The organism is Pseudomonas sp. LBUM1643 (assembly GCF_059716215.1).
In genome coordinates, this window is the sequence record NZ_CP166813.1 from 5,652,496 (window position 1) to 5,669,698 (window position 17,203).

A 17,203-nucleotide genomic window follows, 5' to 3' on the forward strand; every position below is an offset into this window, starting at 1 on the left:
TTGCCGTGGCTGCCTACAACCTGCGTCAACTGAAATACTTCATCACCACCGTCGAGTGCGGCAGCGTCGCCGAGGCTTCGCGCAAGCTGTACATCGCCCAGCCGGCTATTTCCACGGCAATCAAAGGCCTGGAGGACAGCTTCGGTGTGCAACTGCTGATCCGGCATCACGCTCAAGGCGTGTCGCTGACGCCCAGCGGCGCGCGCTTTTATCGCAAGGCGCAGGAACTACTGCGCATGGCCAAGGAGTTCGAGCAGAACGCCCTGGCCGACAACGATGTGGTGTCCGGACAAATCGATATCGGCTGCTTTGAAACGGTCGCGCCGTTGTACTTGCCGCAGCTGATCGCCGGGTTTTCGGCGCTGTATCCCGGGGTGAAGATCCGCATCCGCGACGGTGAGCAACAAGAGCTGGTGCAAGGCCTGACATCGGGCGCCTTCGACCTGGCCATCCTGTATGAACACGATCTGGACGCCACCATCGAAACCGAGCCGTTGATGCCGGCGCAACGACCCTATGCGTTACTGCCAGCGGACCATCGCTTTGCCCAGCTCAAGCAAGTATCGCTGCGGGATTTGTGCCTGGAGCCGATGATTCTGCTGGACGTGCAACCGAGCCGGACTTACTTCGTCAGCCTGTTTGAAGAGTTGGGTCTGACCCCGCACATCGCGTTCAGCTCACCGTCGATCGAGATGGTCCGGGGGATGGTTGGCCAAGGGTTTGGCTTCTCCATTCTGGTCACGCGACCGCACTCGGAATGCACGTATGACGGCAAGAAAGTGGTGTGCGTGGACATCGTCGAAGACGTCACCGGGTCCGGGCTGGTCGCGGCGTGGCTCAAACGGGGGCAGCTGACCAAACCGGCGCAGATGTTTGCCGATTATTGTCGGGAGCAGTTGACGGCCAAGGCCACGTCTTGAACATCAACGTCAAAAGATCGCAGCCTCGTTTCACTCGACAGCTCCTACAAGGGATACGCAATACATGCGGGCGCTGTGTAGGAGCTGTCGAGTGAAACGAGGCTGCGATCTTTTGATCTTTTGATCTTTTGATCTTCAGCTTTTACGGGGTTTGATCCGTGCAGTGGCCTCGGCCACCAACGGATCATCCGGCCAATAATGTTTCGGATACCGCCCCTTCAGATCCTTCTTCACCTCGGCATACGTGCTGCGCCAGAAGTTCGCCAGATCCTGGGTCACTTGCACCGGTCGCCGCGCCGGGGACAATAAATGCAGCTTCACCACTTGACGGCCACCGGCGATACGCGGGGTGTCGGATAGGCCAAACAGCTCCTGCAGCCGCACCGCCAGAATTGGCGGATGCTCGCTGTAATCCAGACGAATCGACGAGCCCGATGGCACGGACAAGTGATGGGGCGCTAGTTCGTCCAGCCGTTGCGGGAGTGGCCAGGGCAGCAGGTTATGGACGATGCTCGACAGGTCCAGATTGGCGAAGTGACTGAGGCGCGAGACCTTTCCCAGATACGGCATCAGCCAATTTTCGAGGTTTTTAATCAACGTAGCATCGCTGACATCCGGCCATTCGCTCTCGCCTTTGCTGCCCAGATCCAGTTGGCGCAGTAACGCCACACGCGCCTGCCACTGACGCAGCTCCGGGGTCCAGGGCAACAGCTCCAGGCCCTTGCGTCGCACCAGATTGACCAGCGCCTGACTGCGCGCGGTTTCATCCAGACCGGTCAGTGGTTCACGGCTGAGAATCAACTCTCCGACCTTACGCTGCCGCTCGGCGCGCAGCACGCCTTCGCGCTCATCCCAATCCAACTGATCGACCACGCGCACTTGTTCGGCCAGCACGGAATCGAACAGCGCCGGATCGAAATCCGCCGCCAGATAAATCCGCTCCTCTCGCTGCCCCTGTCGACTGCCCAGATCGGCGATCACCAGCCAGGGTTGCTTCATCAAACTGTCGGCCTCGGCGAACAGCGCGGCGCGACCGTTTGCCAGACGATACTCAGCGCCACCGGCACGCCGCTGCTGGGCGACGCGGTCGGGATAGGCCAGCGCCAGCAATGCGCCCAGCCAACGCGGATGATCCGGGTTGCTGACCGGTTCCGACGCTTTGCCCCGCAGATAGCCGCGATACTGCCGCGCCAGTTGCCGGGCACGCTGCACGCCGCCCTGAGCCCCCCGTGCAGCGCGCTCTTCGCCGGACAACAGCACCAGCCGACTGTGCAGATCCGCGCCGGCGCCGCGCAAGATGTCCCGCTCACCGAGCAATGCCGCGACATCGCAAGCCATGTCCGCCAAGCCCAGCGCCTGACCACGCAATAACAAATGCGCGATGCGCGGGTGCGCCGGCAGCTCGGCCATGGCCTGGCCGTGACGGGTCAACGCCTCGCCATCCAGCGCGCCCAAGCGGTCGAGCAGGTCCTGCGCCTGCGCATAGGCTGCGGCGGGCGGTACGTCGAGCCAAACCAGCTGCGTCGGTACCACACCCCATCGCCCGAGCTGCAACGCCAAGCCTGCAAGGTCCGCAGAAAGAATTTCCGCACTGGCGTATGCCGCCAGTTGTTCGTGCTGATCCTGGGACCACAGGCGGTAACACACACCCGGTTCCAGTCGCCCTGCACGGCCCGCGCGCTGAGTAGCACTGGCGCGGGAGATGCGTTGAGTATCGAGGTGAGTCATGCCGCTGCCGGGATCGAAGCGCGGTACCCGTGCCAGTCCGGCATCGATCACCACGCGCACGCCGTCGATGGTCAGGCTGGTTTCGGCGATGTTGGTTGCCAGTACCACTTTACGTTTGCCCGCCGGCGCGGGGTCAATGGCAGCGCGTTGCGCAGCCAGGTCCAGCTCACCGTGCAACGGGCACAGCAGAACCGGCGTGTGATCACCCAGCGCGTCGACCAACTGCTGGTGCACCCGACGGATTTCCGCCTGTCCCGGCAAGAACACCAGCACACTGCCGGTTTCATCGTTCAGCGCTTCAAGAATGGTCTGCACCAGCCGCGGCTCGATGAATTCACCGGGCTGGAACGGCCGGCCCCAACGCATCGCCACCGGGTACATGCGCCCTTCACTGCGCAGGATCGGTGCGTCATCGAGCAATCCGGCCAGACGTTCGCCTTCCAGGGTGGCCGACATCAACAGAATTTTCAGCGGTTGATCTTCACGGAACAGCTCCCGACCGTTCAGGCTCAGGGCCAATGCCAGGTCGGCGTCGAGGCTGCGTTCATGAAATTCGTCGAAGATCAGCAGGCCCACGCCTTCCAGCGCAGGATCGTCCTGCAAACGCCGGGTCAGAATGCCTTCGGTGACCACTTCGATGCGGGTATTGGGGCCGACCTTGCTGTCCAGCCGAATGCGATAACCCACGGTTTCGCCGACCTTCTCGCCCAGTTCGCTGGCCAGACGCTCCGCCGCTGCCCGCGCCGCCAGACGACGCGGTTCAAGCATCAGAATGGTCTGCCCGGCCAGCCATGGCTCGTTGAGTAGGGCCAACGGCACACGGGTCGTTTTACCGGCACCGGGCGGTGCTTCGAGCACGGCTTCGTGGCGTGTAGCCAGGGCTTCACGCAGGGCGGGTAAAACTTCATCGATCGGCAGAGAGATCATGCTGGCTCCAAAACAGAGGGCCGAGTATAACGGCGAACTGCCTGGCGTTAACCACGGTCCTAATTCATACCGACGACGCTTCGTTTCCAGATGACCCAAGGAGGTTTCCCATGCGTGTTCCCTTTCGCCTGATTGGCGGTGTTTTGGTAGCGACTCTGCTGACACAAGTCACCGCGTGCGGATCGATCTTCTACCCCGATCGCCGCGGGCAGATCGACGGCAAGATCGACCCGGCCATTGCTGTGCTCGATGCCGTCGGTTTGCTGTTCTATGTCATTCCCGGACTGATCGCATTTGCCGTCGACTTCGCCACCGGCGCGATTTACTTCGAACCGGGCAAGACTGCCCAGGTGGCACCGGAAAAACTTCAGGAAGCCATCGGTGCTGATGGCAAGGTCGATAACCGCAAATTGCAGACTATTCTGGAAACCGAGTTGGGCCGCAGCTTCCCGCTGGACGATCCACGCCTGATCCAGCACAAGGGCAGCACCCAGCAACTGGCCATGTTCGGTCTGCAACCTGCCGCCTAACCTCTATTGAAAGGAATTGCCGGACTCATGATCTCCAGCGCAGAACACGCCCGCCTGTTGCGGCTGGCGACCCGTGCCTCGGTGGCAGTGGCGTGCACGCTGATCGTCGCCAAAGCGATTGCCTGGTGGTTGAGCGGGTCGGTGAGCATGCTCGCCGGCCTGACCGACTCGACCCTCGACGGCGTGACGTCGTTGCTCAACCTGCTGGCGGTGCATTACGCCCTGCGCCCGGCGGATGACGATCACCGTTATGGGCATGGCAAGGCTGAATCACTGGCGGGCATGGCTCAGGCACTGTTCATTGGCGGCAGTGCGGTGCTGATCGCCCTGCAGGCGTTTGATCGATTGAAACATCCGGAGCCGGTGGGAGCGCCCTGGATCAGCATCGGGGTGATTATCTTCTCCCTCGGGCTGACCCTGGCGCTGCTGATTCTTCAGCACCGGGTCGTCAAGGCGACCGGCTCCAACGCCGTGCGCGCCGACTCGCTGCATTACCGCTCGGACATGCTGCTCAACGGCAGCATTCTGGTGGCGCTGATACTGGCTGGATTTGGCTGGCATCAGGTGGATGCGTGGTTTGGCTTGGGGATCGCCGTCTACATCCTCTGGAGCGCGATTCAGATCGCCCGGCAAAGCTTTACCGTGCTGATGGACGAAGAGCTGCCGCCGGATGTCAGCCAGCACATGCTCGAACTGGCCTGCAACGTGCCGGGCGTTCTGGGTGCGCATGACTTGCGCACGCGGGTCTCCGGCAACCAGTGGTTTGTGCAACTGCACCTGGAGTTGCCGGGGGACCTGACCCTGTCAGTCGCCCACGGCATCAGCGACCAGGCCGCCGATGCCATTCATGCCGTCTACCCGAAAGCCGAAGTGCTGGTGCACGCCGACCCGCAGGAAGTGGTGCAGGCCGCCAGGGCTCAGAACGTAACCCGGTAACCGCGACTGCTCAGGCAGTTGCCCTGGGCCTGCCGGTACGCTTGCACGGCCGACGGGTCTGGCTGGTAGGTATCGGCCCGGGGATCAAAGCCGCTCTGCTCGACGGCGTATCGATAACAGTCGTAGCCATCCTGATTGACCACTTCGGGTGACTGCCCATTGGCTGGATACGCTTCCACGTCGTAACTGTTGCTGGCCGATTGCGGCAGCGGCTGGCCCGCAGGCTCGACCACGACGTAATCCTGAGTGTTCTCCTGGTAGGCGTAGTACGAACCTGCTGCCAGGAACAGCAGCGAACCGCCAATCCACACTTCCCGTGCGTAGTCGGGCAAGTAACTGACGCGAATGCCACGCGGTGGCTGCACCACCACGTAACGCGGCCCCTGCGGGCGATACCAGTAGCCACCGGAATAGAAATAATCCCGACCACCGTAAGGCACTCGATAATCGCGGTCCGGGAAGCGGTCGATTACGTGACCTGGTCGATACTGTGGGCCAGTCCCCCAACCGTTGCCGTGGCCATCCGGACGACCCGGCCAGCGATGGTCATCGGGACGTGATCCCGGACCGCCCGCCTGCCAGTGCTGGTTGTTATTGTTGCGCTGTGGAACATCCTGGTAGTAACCACGCTGCGGCTGCTGAGTCTGGCGCACGCTGTCGGGCCGGCCCTGTATCGGCAGGTCATTGGCTGGCAGCTGCGGCGGCGGAGGTGGCGATCGGACCCGGCTGTTGTAGTCGGGTTGCGGACGGTTTTGTCCGTTCTGATGCTGGCCGTCCTGTTCGAATTGACGGCTGTTGTCGCCACGAATGATCTCGTTGTTTTGCGGGCGCGGTTGATTCTGCTGCGGAGCGTTCTGCCCGTGCGGCTGATTATTCTGTTGAGGATTGTTCTGCGGGCGCTGCTGGTTATTGTTGCCACCATGCCCCTGATTGTTGCCCTGACGGCCATCACCCCCGCGTTGCCCGCCATCGGGGCCGCGGTTTGGCGGGTCATCGGCCAGCGATTGCGCAGTGACACTGATACACAGCAAACCAACACCGGCCAACTGCCAGATGCGCGACTTCATGCTTTTCCTCACTGCGGTTTAGGGCTTGTACATAAGACTTGGAAAGCACAGGCCGGTTCTGCGACAGATTATCAGTCACGCAACTTATTTATTGAGGGGCTGGCGATAAATAGCGGGCAAAAGAAAAGGGAGACCCGTCGGCCTCCCCTTGAGAACTTCGTCCGTGCTCGACGCTTTTGACGTCGGCTCACCTCACGCCGTCTTCTGGACAGTGTGTAGCTCGGGGGCCGGCACATCCCCTGTGGGGGTGGCGACCGCAGCTGGCCTGATTGGGCGAGCCGCACTGGACTGTTTGTCCGAGCAGTGATTCTGGTGATAAGAATAGGCTCGCGACGCCGGCAGAGGATTGCGAAGATTGCTGAATTAAACATCACTTGCGCAATTTTTAACCCTGGATAGATAATCTGCCGCAATAGTTATGACAAAGGCCTGACTGATGAGCAAACTCGACAGATACGACTTGAGCATTTTGGCGGAATTGCAGCGTGACGCGCGCATCTCCAATCAGGAGCTGGCCGAACGCATCGGCCTGTCGCCTTCGCCCTGTTCCCGTCGGGTCAAGCAACTGGAAGACGACGGCTACATCTCGCGCCAAGTCGCTTTGCTGGATCGCAAGATGCTGGGCCTGAGCCTGACCGCGTACGTGCTGATCGGCATGGATCGCCACACGCCTGAGCGGTTCGAAAACTTTGAAGCCGCGATTCGCACCTTGCCCCAGGTGCTTGAATGCAGCCTGGTGACCGGGATGGATGCCGACTATCAGCTGAAGGTCGTTGTGCCAGACATGGACCACTATCAGAAATTGCTGCTGGGGCATTTGACGCGGATTGAAGGCGTGACGAGCGTGCGGTCGAGTTTTGTGTTGAATCAGGTGTTGAACAGCACTGAGTTGCCGTTGACCCACCTGCGCAGCTGATTGTTCTGTGGCGAGGGGATTTATCGGAATGCCGCACCACCCCGTTGGGTTGCGCCGCGACCCCAAGACTTTCTGCCAGCGCTACGCACTGGAACGGGGATAAATCCCCTCGCCACACAATACTGCGCGAACCCTGCCTGGCGTATACTCGCCCCCGCCCTTTTAGCCCCGCCCGCGCTGGAGATGTTCGATGGATCCTGCAGTATTCGAAGAGTGGATGATGACCGGCCTGGTCTCCATCCTGATCATTTTCATGGGTTTCATCGTTTGGGATCTGGCGAAGAAGTCCAAGGCCGGACGCTTCGGCTCGATGATTTTGTTCTTCGTGCTGGGCCTGGGCGTCGCTGCGTTCATCATCAAAAGCGTCGTGATCGGCCTGATTGAATCCGGCGCCTTATAAGCGCGCGGGCACTTCCTTCCACTGGCCCTGATCGAGCCCTTCGATCGTCCAGTTACCGATCCTGACCCGCACCAGCCGCAATGTCGGCAAGCCGACGGCCGCGGTCATGCGCCGCACCTGGCGGTTGCGCCCCTCGCGGATGACCAACTCCAGCCAGCTGGTTGGCACGCTTTTACGAAAGCGCACTGGCGGGTTGCGAGGCCATAACTGTGGCTCCTCAAGCTGCCGCGCCTCGGCGGGCAAGGTCATGCCATCGTTCAGTTCGACGCCATCGCGCAGCCGCTGCAACTGTTCGGGGCTCGGCTCGCCTTCCACTTGTACCCAATACGTCTTGGCCAACTTGTGTTTCGGATCGGCGATCCGCGCCTGAAGCTGTCCATCGTTGGTCAGCAACAACAAGCCTTCACTGTCACGGTCCAGGCGCCCTGCCGGATAAATCCCGGGAACATCGATGTAATCCTTGAGCGTCGCGCGCCCTTCTCCGTCGCTGAACTGCGTCAGCACATCAAAAGGTTTGTTGAACAGAATCAGTTTCGGCTCGGCAGGCGGCGTTTTGGCAACCCGGCGTGGAGCTGAGGAGGATGGTGCAGGCTTCACGCCAGGGCGGTGTGAAACAGGGCGAGGTGGACGGGGCATGGCGAAATGAACATCTAACGGTCAGGGCTGCTAATGCTAGTAGCCCGACCGTTAAATAACCATCGGCAAATCAGCGGAACGGCGGCTCGTCGAAGCTACGCAGTTTGCGCGAGTGCAGCGAGTTGAGTTCGGTGCGCAACAAATCCACCGCCTCGATGCCGATCTTCAAGTGCTGGCTGACCGCGCGCTCGTAGAAAGCGTTGGCCGAACCTGGCAACTTGATTTCGCTGTGCAGCGGTTTGTCCGAGACACACAGCAACGTGCCATACGGCACCCGCAAACGATAACCCTGGGCGGCAATGGTGCCGCTTTCCATGTCCACCGCCACGGCGCGAGACAGGTTGATCAGCGGACGCTCCTGAGCCCAGCGCAGTTCCCAGTTACGGTCGTCGTAGGTCAAAACGGTGCCGGTGCGCAGACGCTTCTTCAGCTCGTCGCCCTTCTCACCGGTGATGTTCGCCGCCGCTTGCTGCAGGGCCATCTGCACTTCGGCGAGGGCAGGAATCGGGATGTTGGGCGGCACGACCCGATCAAGAATCCCGTCGCGGCGCATGTAGGCGTGAGCCAGGACGTAGTCGCCGATGGTCTGGGACTGACGCAAACCGCCGCAGTGACCGATCATCAACCAGCAATGCGGGCGCAGTACGGCCAGGTGATCGGTGATGTTCTTGGCGTTGGACGGGCCGACGCCGATGTTCACCAGCGTCACGCCATGGCCATCGCTGGCGATCAGGTGATAGGCCGGCATCTGGTAACGATGCCAGACAACGCCAGCGGCAATCGCCGAGGCTTCGCCGTGGTCCATGCTCTTTTCGATGATCACATTGCCCGGCAGGACCATACGTACGAAGCGCGGGTCACTGCGCAACTGTTCCAGGCCATGGACGATGAACTGGTCGACATAACGGTGGTAGTTGGTCAGCAGAATCCACGGTTGCACATGACGCCAGTCGCTGCCGGTGTAATGCACCAGGCGACGCAGGGAGAAATCCACCCGTGCCGCATCGAACAGGGCCAGGGGCAGCGGATCGGTGTTTTCCCAATCGTACAAACCATCGGCAATACCGTCAGTAGCGGCGGACAGGTCGGTACTCGGAAACACGCGCGCCAGCACGGCGGCCGTCACACCCGAACCGGCCAGCTCATCACCCTGCTCGACGACGTATGGATATGGAATGTTTTGCTGACTGACGCCGACTTCCACGGTCACGGTAAAGTCGTGCATCAGGGGAACAAGTTGTTCCAGCAGGTACTTACGGAAGGCGGCCGGATGAGTCACGGTGACGCTGTAGGTCCCTGGCAGTTGAACCTTGGCGTAGGCGCGAGTGGTTTGCGGGACTTCGCCCTGGCAGTGATAGGTCAGGCGCAGCTCAGGATAACGAAACATCGCACGCTGTTCGGCATCCGGCTCGACACGATCCTTGAGGTAACGCTTGAGCGCCTGGTTCAGCGCGGTGGTTGCACGATTGTGCAAGAGCGCAAGCCGGTCCACGGCTTGCTCGGCGGTTTGAACGACAATAAAAGCTTCGGTCACGATCAGCATCCTGTGTTCTGACTTGCAGAGCTTCATCTTGCCTGTATCGGTGCGTCACGGGAACAGTGGCCTCAACACAAATGCCAAGTCCAGCGCAGATCCATTGTAGGAGTGAGCCTGCTCGCGATAGCGGTGTGTCAGCCAACAATTGTGTTGACTGACACACCGCTATCGCGAGCAGGCTCACTCCTACAATGGTTTTTGGGGGGTCAGAACCTTTGCGGAGTCGAACGCGCCACAATCGCTTCCACATCCAGGCCCCGCGGTAACGCACCGTACACCCGCCCCGCCGAACCCAGCCGGCTGGCGATGAATGCGTCACTGACCGCCGCATTGCCGGCCTCCAGCAACAGCTTGGCCTGCAACCCCAAGGCTATGTCCTCGGTGAGTTGGCGAGCACGGTATTGAATGTCGCCGGTATCCTTGAACGCCGCCTGCAATTGGTTGATGTGCGTGGCCAGACGCTTGTCGCCATGACCGTCACCCAACTCACTGAACAGCACATCAAGCACGCCCGGTTCTTTCGACAAGGCGCGCAGCACATCGAGGCATTGCACGTTGCCGGAGCCTTCCCACGTCGAATTCACGGGCGCCTCACGGTACAACCGCGGCAGGATGCTTTCCTCGACATAACCCGCCCCGCCCATGCATTCGGCGGCTTCGTTGATCATCGCCGGCGCGCGTTTGCAGATCCAGTACTTGCCCACCGCGGTCACCAGTCGGGCGAATTTCGCTTCATGGCCGTCGTCCAGATGGTCCAGCGCGCGCCCCATGCGCAGGCTCAAGGCCAGGGCCGCTTCGCTTTCCAGGGCCAGGTCGGCCAGGACGTTCTGCATCAAGGGCTGCTCGCTGAGCAGTTTGCCGCCGACACTGCGGTGAGCGCAGTGATGGCTGGCCTGGGTCAGGGCCTGACGCATCAATGAGCTGGAACCGACCATGCAATCGAAACGGGTCATGGCGACCATTTCGATGATGGTCGGCACGCCACGCCCCTCTTCGCCGACCATCCATGCCAGCGCCCCCCGAAACTCCACTTCGCTGGACGCGTTGGAACAATTGCCGAGCTTGTTCTTCAGGCGCTGTATGTAGAACTGATTTCGCGTGTCGTCCGGACGATGCCGTGGCAGCAGAAAGCAAGTCAGTCCCTTGTCGGTCTGGGCCAGAGTCAGGAATGCATCACACATGGGCGCCGAGCAGAACCACTTGTGCCCCACCAGTTCATAGGCCTGGCCCGGACCGCTCGCGCCGACCGGGTAGGCCTTGGTGGTGTTCGCCCGAACATCAGTACCGCCCTGCTTCTCGGTCATGGCCATGCCAATGGTGACACCAGCCTTATGGGCCATGCCGACGTTGCGCGGGTCATATTCGGTGGCGAGGATTTTAGGTAGCCATTGATCCGCCAGATCCGGCTGCAGGCGCATCGCCGGAACGCTGGCGAAGGTCATGGTGAGCGGGCAACCACTGCCGGCTTCGGCCTGGCTGTGCAGATAGGTCATCGACGCGCGAGCAACATGGGCACCGGCCTGTGGATGCGCCCAAGGCAATGAGGTCAATCCGTGTTCGACTGCCGTGCGCATCAACTCGTGATAGGCCGGGTGAAACTCCACCAGGTCGATGCGATGGCCGTAACGATCATGGCTGACAAACACCGGTTTGTTCTGATTGGCCAGAAACCCTGCTTCCATCAGCGGCCCGCCGGCCAATGCGCCATACGCGTCGATTCGCGACTCGGCCCAACCCGCGCCAAACCGCCGCGACCACTCCTGCAACGGAAGGTCGATGCGGTACAGGTTGGTACCGTCCAGCGACGGGGGTTGATTGGTGACTTCGTGGGTTTCGGCGAACTGATGCAGGTTCATGACGGGAGCTCCTCTGGGTCAGCCAAGGGGTTTAGTTAAGCATCGCCCCATGACCGATCAAAGTGTCATATCCGCCTAACTGCCGGCGCTTTCGCCATGCTGCGGACTGAGCACTCGACGATACAGAGCAGCTTGCAACATCTCGAATTTCACCGGTTTGCTCAGATAATCGATCTGGTCACCCGTTGGGCAGCGTTCTCGATCGTTGCTCAGTGCCAGCATGAAGACGGGCAACTGCGAACAGCCTGGCAAGGCCCGAATCTGGCAGCAGACGGAGATCCCGTCCGAGGCAGGTAACTGACAGTCCAGCAGCACCGCATCAAAGGTTTCACGCTGCAGGCAGTCGATCGCGGCCGCTCCACTGTCAGCGATACGCACCTGGAACCCGAGCTTGAGCAACATGCCGCGCATCACCAGTTGGTTGATGCCGTTGCCATCCACCAGCAATACCGTGCAATCGCGAGGCATACGCAGGCGCGGGAAAAGACGGTCCTGGGTTGGCGGCTCTATTTCCGGCAGTTCGAACTCGACGTCGAGCTGGAAGCGACTTCCGCGCCCTGGTTCGGAACGATGAGTGAGCCGTCCACCGAGCAATTCGACCAGTTGCCGACAAATCGCCAGCCCCACACCCAGGCCGCCGTGCTCGCGCGTCATCGACCCGTCGAGCTGGAAAAACCGCTGGTACATCGTTGCTTCGCCCAAATCAGTGAAGCCGATGCCGGTATCGATCACGGCGAACGAGAGCGCCAATCGCCCCGGCTCTGCAGGTTTGCCTGTCACTCGCAGTGCCAGCCCGCCAATCCGGGTGAACTTGATCGCGTTGTCCAGCAGGCATTCCAGGCATTGGGTCAATTTGACGCTGTCGCCGTGCAACCGGTCTGGCAATCCGGTTGCGATATCCACTTTGAAGTCCAGGGACTTGCTCAACGCGTTGCCTTCGAACTGCACGCGCAGGGCTTCAACCACGCTACGCAGGCTGAATGACGACGCAGTGGCCTTCAGTTTGCCGGCCTGCAATTCAGTCAGGGTAAGGATGCCGTTGACCATCCGCATCATGTCGCGTGCAGACCCCGCGGCTGTCTGCTGATACTGCGCCAGCTCCTGATCCATCTCGACGGTCTGCATCAACTCCAGAGAACCGATGACACCATTCATTGGTGTGCGCAGTTCATGGGTCAGGGTGGCAAGGAATTCATCCTTGAGCTGGTTGCTGTGCGCCAGTTGCTGGTTCAGTACTTCGAGCTTTTGACCTGCGTCGAACAGGGTCTGTGCCTGCTGCTCGCGCATGGAATTGATGCGGTCAGCCAGGGCCAGGGACAGCAGCGCCACTTCGATGGCCGAACCGATCTGGCTGGAATACATGGTCAGGAAAACATTCGGCAGGTAACCCAGCACCATCAAGGTGTTGATGATGCCGCCGAGCAGGAAAGCCGACCAGGCGATGATGAAATAACGCGCGACGCGCAATCCGCGGACCCAGGCGAAAATACCGGCCGCGAAAATCACCACGGTGAAGGTCAGCGCCAGCGCCGTCGCCAACCGCAGGGCCAGGGCGTAACTGGTCATCAATGAGAGCCCCACGACCACCGCGCCAAACATCACCAGTGCCAACAGCAAGCGGTCGAGCCAGCGACTGTGCACCGCTGTCTGCAGGAAGCTGCGGGCGAACTGACTGCCAAACAGGCCGGCACATCCAATGAAGAACGGCGTCGAAGCGTTGGCCCACCAGGGATTGTTCGGCCAGAAGTACTGTACTGCCGCACCGTTCACCGACAGCTGATACAGGCCGAACGAGGCGATGTAGAAGATGTAATAGAGGTAGCTGGTGTCTCGCACGCTGAGATAGATGAACAGGTTGTAGACCAGCATCCCGAGCAATACGCCATAAATCAGCCCAAGCACATAAAGGCGCAATGGCTGCTCTTCGAGGAACGCGGTGCTCGACCACAACGTGACAGGGGCCTGGATGGAGCCTTCGCTTTGCAGACGCAGGTACACGGTTTGCACTTGGTCCGGGGTGAAGTTCAGATCAAACAAATAGTTGTTCTGGCGAATTTCGCGACTGTCGAACGGTAATGCGTCACCCGTCTGTCGGGCCAACTGGTAGGTTCCGGCAGCATCGGGCAAGTACAGATCAAGGTGATCGAGGGGCGGATAGGCCAGTTCCAGTAGCCAGGTTCGTTGCGCAGCGGGATTATGCGGACGGTAATGCAGGTCGATTTTGAGCCAGAACACCGAACGCGAATAACCGGCGTTCAAGGTGTCTTTATCGTGGGGTTTTAAGTTTCCGGCCGCCGCTTGCGCACGTACGTCGGCAATGGTCGCCTGACCACTCGGGTCTTCGAACACTTGCAAGGAGCGACCCAATGGAAGGCTTTGGGTGGACTCGTCGAACTCGACTGCGCTCGCCAAAAGGGGCAAGCAAAGCAGCAACATCAGCAAATAGCGCATTTAAGCCCCAGCGTGGCCGCTCCGGTTATCCAAGGAAGCCCCTCATTCCTTTTGAGTAGACGTAAAACCGGTATTACCTGTTATTGGTTTGGATCCACTCTAGCATGGCGTTGATGGCCTTTGAACACCATTGTAAAAATTCGTACAACAGCTCTAGCACGGGCGTTTCAGCGCGATGAATTGAAATAGCGCTGATTACTCGGTGAGATTGCCTCCCCCCAAACCCTGTAGCAGCTGGCGAAGCCTGCGTCCGGCTGCGAAGCAGTCGTAAATACCCCCCCACAGTGTCTCGGTTAGATCGCGGGTGACGTATAGGCGACTGCTACGCAGCCGAACGCAGGCTTCGCCAGTTGCTACAGGACGGTGTTCGACGCAGGTGTCGTTCGCAGCCAAATGGACCTTCATGACTGATGGGTCGACTGGTGGTAAGCTCGCGCACCATGAATATCTACAGCTCTCGCCCCGTTGTCCTCTGTCTCTCCGGCCACGACCCCAGTGGTGGCGCCGGCTTGCAGGCAGATATCGAAGCCTTGCTCGCGCAGGGCTGTCATGCGGCTCCGGCCGTCACCGCCCTGACCGTGCAAAACACGGTCAATGTCACTGACTTCCGCGTCCTCGACCGTGAGTGGGTGTTGGCTCAGGCCAATGCCGTGCTCGACGATTCCGAAGTCGCCGCCGTCAAACTGGGCATGCTCGGTTCTCTGGAAATGGTCGACACCGTCGTCGAACTGCTTCAGGCGCACCCGCATTTGCCGATGGTCTGTGACCCGGTGCTGCGCGCAGGTGGCGGAGGACGACTGGGCAAGGATGAAGTCGGTTACGCCATGCGCGAGCGCTTGCTGCCGCTGGCAATCATTGCCACCCCTAACCTTCCCGAAGCCCGCATCCTCGCCGAACTGCCGGAAGGCACCGCGGACGAGTGCGCTGAAAAACTCCTGCCGTTCGTTAAGCACCTGTTGATCACTGGCGGTCACGGCGATGAACAGGACATCCACAACCGCCTGTACAGCCGCGACGGGCTTCGCAAGACGTTTACCTGCCAACGCCTGCCCGGTAGCTACCACGGTTCGGGCTGCACATTGGCGAGCACACTGGCCGGTCGTCTGGCCCTGGGTGAAAACCTCGTCAGCGCTGTGCAGACCGCGCTTAACTACACGTGGCGCACCCTGCGCGATGCAGAGCAGTTGGGTAAAGGGCAGTTCGTACCGCGGCGTCTACCGCTGGATTTCTGCTCGTAACTTCCTATTGGTTAGTAATGCGGTGAGGCTTGTCCGATGAAATTACGTGGCCTTTACGCCATTACCGACAGCCAGTTGCTGGCCGGGAAATTCCTGTCGTATGTGGAGGCGGCGCTGGAAGGCGGCGTCACCTTGCTGCAGTACCGTGACAAGAGCAGCGACGAGGCCCGCCGCCTGCGTGAGGCCGAAGCCCTGCGCGACCTGTGCGATCGCTATAAGACCCGGCTGATCATCAATGACGATGCCGAATTGGCAGCGCGCCTGAACGTCGGCGTCCACCTGGGCCAGACCGACGGCCCACTGACCCCGGCCCGCGCCCTGCTGGGCCGTTCGGCGATTATTGGTTCGACCTGCCATGCCCAGCTCGATCTTGCCGAACAAGCGGCCAAGGAAGGCGCCAGTTACGTCGCCTTCGGCCGCTTTTTCAACTCCAGTACCAAACCTGGCGCGCCGGCGTGCGATCTCGATCTGCTGGACCAGGCGCGCAGCAAACTGCACCTGCCGATCTGCGTCATCGGCGGTATCACCCTGGAAAACGCCGCGCCATTGGTTGCCCACGGGGCCGATCTGCTGGCGGTCGTTCACGGTCTGTTTGGCGCCGAGAGTACGGCGCAAGTGACCCGCCGCGCCCGCGCCTTTAACGAATTGTTCAAATCCTGATTTTTTGAGAGCCCGATCATGTCTCGTTCCGAAACCCTGTTTGCCAACGCCCAGAAACACATTCCCGGCGGCGTGAATTCGCCTGTTCGCGCGTTCAAGAGCGTGGGTGGCACGCCACTGTTTTTCAAACACGCTGAAGGCGCCTACGTCACTGACGAAGACGACAAGCGTTATGTGGATTACGTCGGTTCCTGGGGCCCGATGATTCTCGGCCACAGCCACCCCGACGTGCTGGACGCAGTGCGCAAGCAGCTTGAGCACGGGCTTTCCTACGGCGCACCGACCGAAATGGAAACCCAGATGGCTGATCTGGTGTGCTCGCTCGTGCCGTCGATGGAAATGGTGCGCATGGTCAGCTCCGGCACCGAAGCGACCATGAGCGCGATTCGCCTGGCCCGTGGCTTCACCGGTCGCGACAGCATCATCAAGTTTGAAGGCTGCTATCACGGCCACTCCGACAGCTTGCTGGTAAAAGCCGGCTCCGGTGCGCTGACCCAAGGCGTGCCGAGCTCGGCCGGTGTGCCGGCAGCATTTGCCAAACACACGCTGACCCTGCCGTTCAACGACATCGAAGCGGTCGAAACGATGCTTGCCGAAGTCGGCCAGGACGTAGCGTGCATCATCGTCGAGCCGGTTGCCGGCAACATGAACTGCGTGCCTCCGGCCCCCGGCTTCCTCGAAGGCCTGCGCACGTTGTGCGACAAGCACGGCGTGGTGCTGATTTTCGACGAAGTGATGACCGGTTTCCGCGTGGCCCTCGGCGGCGCACAGGCGCACTACGGTGTCACGCCGGACCTGACGACCTTCGGCAAGATCATCGGCGGCGGCATGCCGGTGGGCTGCTTTGGCGGCAAGCGTGAAATCATGTCGCACATCGCACCGCTGGGCCCTGTTTATCAGGCCGGCACACTGTCGGGTAACCCGCTGGCGATGGCAGCCGGTCTGACCACCTTGCGCCTGATCAGCCGCCCTGGTTTCCACGCAGAATTGACCGACTACACCAGCCGTCTGCTCGATGGTCTGCAACAGCGCGCCGATGCGGCAGGCATTCCGTTCGTGACGACCCAGGCAGGTGGCATGTTCGGTCTGTACTTCAGCGGCGCCGACGACATCGTGACCTTCGATGATGTGATGGCCAGCGACGCTAAGCTGTTCGGACGCTTCTTCCATCTGATGCTGGAAGGTGGTGTGTACCTGGCGCCGAGTGCATTCGAAGCCGGCTTCACCTCGATCGCTCATGGCGAAGCCGAGTTGAAACTGACGCTGGATGCCGCCGAACGCGCTTTCGCTGCATTGAAATAACGCAGTGCCGCTGACGTTGGCGAGTGCCAGCGTCAGCTTTTACCTACATCCGTGCCCTTATTCCTACTCATCTGCCAGGAATCACCCATAAAGTGGGCG

At 60.7% G+C, this 17,203-nt stretch carries 14 protein-coding genes; 8 read left to right on the forward strand and 6 right to left on the reverse strand.

The features are described from left to right. Positions 1–5 precede the first annotated feature (5 nt). Positions 6–920: a LysR substrate-binding domain-containing protein gene (locus tag ACA063_RS25545; RefSeq protein ID WP_497663833.1), complete on the forward strand. Its 915-nt coding sequence runs from the start codon at positions 6–8 to the stop codon at positions 918–920. 135 nt (positions 921–1,055) lie between these two features. Here ACA063_RS25545 and hrpB read toward each other — a convergent pair whose 3' ends face one another. Further along, a complete protein-coding gene (hrpB, locus tag ACA063_RS25550; protein ID WP_497663834.1) occupies positions 1,056–3,575 on the reverse strand; it encodes an ATP-dependent helicase HrpB in 2,520 nt (839 codons plus the stop codon). 110 nt (positions 3,576–3,685) lie between these two features. Between hrpB and pmcY the strand changes: the two genes are divergently transcribed. After that, positions 3,686–4,105, forward strand: coding sequence for a periplasmic Zn2+ metallochaperone PmcY (gene pmcY / locus ACA063_RS25555; RefSeq protein ID WP_162439954.1), 420 nt, complete (start codon positions 3,686–3,688; stop codon positions 4,103–4,105). A 27-nt stretch (positions 4,106–4,132) separates the two neighbouring features. After that, entirely contained in the window at positions 4,133–5,041 is a 909-nt protein-coding gene (locus tag ACA063_RS25560; protein ID WP_497663835.1) for a cation diffusion facilitator family transporter, read from the forward strand. Here ACA063_RS25560 and ACA063_RS25565 read toward each other — a convergent pair. Next, the gene (locus ACA063_RS25565) at positions 5,023–6,108 is read right to left on the reverse strand and encodes a DUF6515 family protein (RefSeq protein ID WP_497663836.1); all 1,086 of its coding nucleotides are present in this window, start codon (positions 6,106–6,108) and stop codon (positions 5,023–5,025) included. The two genes, ACA063_RS25560 and ACA063_RS25565, sit on opposite strands and share 19 nt — an antisense overlap. 436 nt (positions 6,109–6,544) lie before the next feature. On the opposite strand from ACA063_RS25565, the gene ACA063_RS25570 reads away from it, so the two are divergent. Next, complete coding sequence (locus ACA063_RS25570; RefSeq protein WP_007937367.1) at positions 6,545–7,024, forward strand: Lrp/AsnC family transcriptional regulator; 480 nt, start codon at positions 6,545–6,547, stop codon at positions 7,022–7,024. 190 nt (positions 7,025–7,214) lie between these two features. Next, positions 7,215–7,424 carry a DUF2788 domain-containing protein gene (locus ACA063_RS25575; RefSeq protein ID WP_026077819.1) on the forward strand — a complete coding sequence of 70 codons (210 nt, stop codon included), beginning with the start codon at positions 7,215–7,217 and terminating at the stop codon, positions 7,422–7,424. Here ACA063_RS25575 and ACA063_RS25580 read toward each other — a convergent pair. The 4 genes from ACA063_RS25580 to ACA063_RS25595 form a co-directional block, all read right to left on the reverse strand. Next, positions 7,419–8,060: a pseudouridine synthase gene (locus ACA063_RS25580; protein WP_497663837.1), complete on the reverse strand. Its 642-nt coding sequence runs from the start codon at positions 8,058–8,060 to the stop codon at positions 7,419–7,421. The genes ACA063_RS25575 and ACA063_RS25580 overlap by 6 nt on opposite strands. Positions 8,061–8,130: 70 nt before the next feature. Beyond that, a complete protein-coding gene (amn, locus tag ACA063_RS25585) occupies positions 8,131–9,630 on the reverse strand; it encodes an AMP nucleosidase (RefSeq protein ID WP_178114332.1) in 1,500 nt (499 codons plus the stop codon). 173 nt (positions 9,631–9,803) lie between these two features. Beyond that, complete coding sequence (locus ACA063_RS25590) at positions 9,804–11,453, reverse strand: acyl-CoA dehydrogenase family protein (protein ID WP_497663838.1); 1,650 nt, start codon at positions 11,451–11,453, stop codon at positions 9,804–9,806. Between the two features lie 75 nt (positions 11,454–11,528). Then, on the reverse strand, positions 11,529–13,904 hold the full coding sequence (locus tag ACA063_RS25595; RefSeq protein ID WP_497663839.1) for a hybrid sensor histidine kinase/response regulator: 2,376 nt from the start codon (positions 13,902–13,904) through the stop codon (positions 11,529–11,531). Between the two features lie 440 nt (positions 13,905–14,344). On the opposite strand from ACA063_RS25595, the gene ACA063_RS25600 reads away from it, so the two are divergent. The 3 genes from ACA063_RS25600 to hemL are packed head-to-tail and all read left to right on the forward strand — an operon-like array spanning position 14,345 to position 17,104. Then, positions 14,345–15,142 carry a hydroxymethylpyrimidine/phosphomethylpyrimidine kinase gene (locus ACA063_RS25600; protein WP_162439947.1) on the forward strand — a complete coding sequence of 266 codons (798 nt, stop codon included), beginning with the start codon at positions 14,345–14,347 and terminating at the stop codon, positions 15,140–15,142. A 36-nt stretch (positions 15,143–15,178) separates the two neighbouring features. Next, positions 15,179–15,802, forward strand: a complete 624-nt coding sequence (gene thiE / locus ACA063_RS25605) for a thiamine phosphate synthase (RefSeq protein ID WP_497663840.1) — start codon at positions 15,179–15,181, stop codon at positions 15,800–15,802. 18 nt (positions 15,803–15,820) lie between these two features. Further along, positions 15,821–17,104: a glutamate-1-semialdehyde 2,1-aminomutase gene (gene hemL / locus ACA063_RS25610; protein ID WP_497663841.1), complete on the forward strand. Its 1,284-nt coding sequence runs from the start codon at positions 15,821–15,823 to the stop codon at positions 17,102–17,104. Positions 17,105–17,203: the final 99 nt, after the last annotated feature.

Coding starts and splice junctions, on each gene's coding strand:
- hrpB (WP_497663834.1), bottom strand. CDS start 3,575: ATGATCTCTCTGCCGATCGATGAAGTTTTACCCGCCCTGCGTGAAGCC.
- pmcY (WP_162439954.1), top strand. CDS start 3,686: ATGCGTGTTCCCTTTCGCCTGATTGGCGGTGTTTTGGTAGCGACTCTG.
- ACA063_RS25560 (WP_497663835.1), top strand. CDS start 4,133: ATGATCTCCAGCGCAGAACACGCCCGCCTGTTGCGGCTGGCGACCCGT.
- ACA063_RS25565 (WP_497663836.1), bottom strand. CDS start 6,108: ATGAAGTCGCGCATCTGGCAGTTGGCCGGTGTTGGTTTGCTGTGTATC.
- ACA063_RS25570 (WP_007937367.1), top strand. CDS start 6,545: ATGAGCAAACTCGACAGATACGACTTGAGCATTTTGGCGGAATTGCAG.
- ACA063_RS25575 (WP_026077819.1), top strand. CDS start 7,215: ATGGATCCTGCAGTATTCGAAGAGTGGATGATGACCGGCCTGGTCTCC.
- ACA063_RS25580 (WP_497663837.1), bottom strand. CDS start 8,060: ATGCCCCGTCCACCTCGCCCTGTTTCACACCGCCCTGGCGTGAAGCCT.
- amn (WP_178114332.1), bottom strand. CDS start 9,630: ATGAAGCTCTGCAAGTCAGAACACAGGATGCTGATCGTGACCGAAGCT.
- ACA063_RS25590 (WP_497663838.1), bottom strand. CDS start 11,453: ATGAACCTGCATCAGTTCGCCGAAACCCACGAAGTCACCAATCAACCC.
- ACA063_RS25595 (WP_497663839.1), bottom strand. CDS start 13,904: ATGCGCTATTTGCTGATGTTGCTGCTTTGCTTGCCCCTTTTGGCGAGC.
- ACA063_RS25600 (WP_162439947.1), top strand. CDS start 14,345: ATGAATATCTACAGCTCTCGCCCCGTTGTCCTCTGTCTCTCCGGCCAC.
- thiE (WP_497663840.1), top strand. CDS start 15,179: ATGAAATTACGTGGCCTTTACGCCATTACCGACAGCCAGTTGCTGGCC.
- hemL (WP_497663841.1), top strand. CDS start 15,821: ATGTCTCGTTCCGAAACCCTGTTTGCCAACGCCCAGAAACACATTCCC.